The organism is Haloferax sp. Atlit-6N, from assembly GCF_003383195.1.
Taxonomy (GTDB): Archaea; Halobacteriota; Halobacteria; order Halobacteriales; family Haloferacaceae; genus Haloferax; species Haloferax gibbonsii.
On sequence record NZ_QEQJ01000019.1, the window covers coordinates 1 to 1,056 of the forward strand.

General features: G+C 53.9%; 1 protein-coding gene and 1 pseudogene. Both read left to right on the forward strand.

The genetic code is table 11. The features are described from left to right. Window positions 1–199: 199 nt before the first annotated feature. On the forward strand, window positions 200–775 hold the full coding sequence (locus DEQ92_RS20855; RefSeq protein ID WP_115821715.1) for a hypothetical protein: 576 nt from the start codon (window positions 200–202) through the stop codon (window positions 773–775). Further along, window positions 772–1,056: pseudogene (locus DEQ92_RS24570) on the forward strand (hypothetical protein); the annotation flags it as partial. The gene DEQ92_RS20855 and the pseudogene DEQ92_RS24570, both read left to right, overlap by 4 nt.

Below are 1,056 nucleotides of genomic sequence, written 5' to 3' on the forward strand. Positions count from 1 at the left end.
TCTCAATCTCAACGTCCAGATGTCTCATTTTCGATGTACTTGTAATAAAGCACTACACCAGATATGAGACATCGACAACTATGTTAACCAACAACTGGGCGTATCTAGCCGGCCTGTTGGTTAATACAGCCTCTCGAATCATGCAAACGGAATAATCCGTGCCAGCAAGATTTATTCCTGTTAATCACGTGGTGTGAGTATGGAAGAACCGCGCTCTGAACTACAGGCCAATGCCGAGGAGCGAACTAAAGCGCCAGATTTCGACGCCCTGACCTCGCCAGAGGAGCTTGTCCGTGGGGAGCGGACGCGAGACGACTTCTTTGACGCTGTGCTTGGGCTCAGCACTCCAGCGACCGCCAGCGAAGTTGCTGACCTCGCAGGCCACGGCGTCGACGCCGCGAGAGAGTACCTTGAGTGGTTCGAACAGATGGGTATCGTGAAGCAGGTTACCGAGTCGCCGGCCACGTATGTACGCAACCAATCATACTTGAACTGGCGACGGGTCCAAGCGCTCCAAGATGAATACTCAACGGCGGAGCTCCTTGACTTCTTGAAAGACGAAGCAGCACGGGCAGAGGAGTTGTCCGAGGAGTTCGATGTCGCGTTGCCGGAAGCGGTCTCTCTCTCAAAGCACGCATCGACTACTGATCAATCGATAGAGGATGTTTGGGAGGCCGTTTCTGCGTGGAAGACCGCTCGCCACCGGGTTGATCTGCTTGAGCGGGCATTAGCAACCGAGTCGGGTGACGCTGCTGATCAGCGAACGGCGGTATGACAGGGTGGGATGAGAGTAGTGGATCCCATTCAGTTTCAGGTGCCCCAGTTGATTTTGACCGGTTGGACGTCATTCGAGATAGATTTGCTACCGACGAGCGGTTCACGCAGATAGTCGACCAACCTGAATTCGCCCCTGAGCGGCTGGTCTGTGTGTACGATACGCGGTTTTACCCCCCGAGTGTTCAAAATGCTCGAGTAGAGATTGTCTGGTTCGAGAACGGTGACTTCTCGCTCCATTACCACGAAGACTACGAGCAAGGAACGTTCGATCATCGATGG

Bases quoted from the DNA above. Each gene is read 5' to 3' on its own strand.
- DEQ92_RS20855 (WP_115821715.1), top strand. From the start codon at position 200: ATGGAAGAACCGCGCTCTGAACTACAGGCCAATGCCGAGGAGCGAACT.